We start from the raw sequence: 923 nt of genomic DNA, 5'->3' as shown, positions 1-923 counted from the left end.
GGCGGGGCCGCGGGTACTGGTGGCACCGGCGGGACCGCCGGCAGCGCCGGCGCCAACGGCACCGTCTCGGATGTGGGCGGCAACGGCGGCGCCGGTGGGACCGGCGCGGCCGGCGACTTCGCCTACAACAGCGGCAACGGCGGCACCGGCGGTAACGGTGGTGACGGCGCGGCCGGGTTCACCGACAACGGTGGTGCTGGCGGCGCCGGCGGTGTCGGGGCCAACGCCACCGTCGATGACCCCACCGCCGGTACCGGCGGCACCGGCGGTAACGGTGGTGACGCCGGCGCCAACGGTGATGGTGGGGCCGGCGGCACCGGCGGCCAAGGTGGTCAGGGTCTGACCGGCACCGCCGGTGTCACCGGCGGCGACGCCGGTGCCGGCACCAACGGCGGCACCGGCGGGCTGGGCGGCAACGGCGGGCTCGGCGGCAACGGCGGGCTCGGTGGCACCGAAAGCGGTGACGGCGGCGCCGGCGGTAACGGCGGTGACGGCGGCTCCAGCACTGTGGCTGCCGGCAGCCCAGGCGAAAAAGGCAGCCCCGGTGGCAGTCCGGTCGGCGCCATCGGGGGTCAGGGCGGAGCCGGGGGGGCCGGCGGGGCCGGCGGGACCGGCGGACGCGTTGGGGGTACGAGCGCCGGTCTAACGGTAGGCAAATATCCGTATTGGGTGACGGTCGCCCCTGGCGGCGTCACCGGCGCGGGTGATGTCTATGTGGCCAATTACGGCTCTGGTGATGTCTCGGTGATCGATCCCAGCACCAGTACCGTTACTGCCACTATCGACGTCGCTAGCGAGCCGACCGGGGTAGCGGTCGCCCCCGACGGGGTCACCGGAGCCGGGGATGTCTACGTCACCAACTCGGGGAGTAATAGCGTGTGGGTGATCAACCCCGCCAACGACACTGTGGTGGCCACCATCGA

Annotated in this window: 1 protein-coding gene; it reads left to right on the top strand. The window is 73.5% G+C overall.

Annotation, left to right across the window (positions count from 1 at the left end; genetic code table 11):
* A partial coding sequence (locus tag F6Q13_RS17270) for a YncE family protein (protein WP_367141354.1) occupies positions 1–923 on the top strand: 923 nt, incomplete at both ends.

It is taken from the genome of Mycobacterium sp. (genome assembly GCF_008709575.1).
Lineage (GTDB): Bacteria > Actinomycetota > Actinomycetes > Mycobacteriales > Mycobacteriaceae > Mycobacterium.
This window is presented reverse-complemented; position numbering and strand designations above follow the sequence as displayed.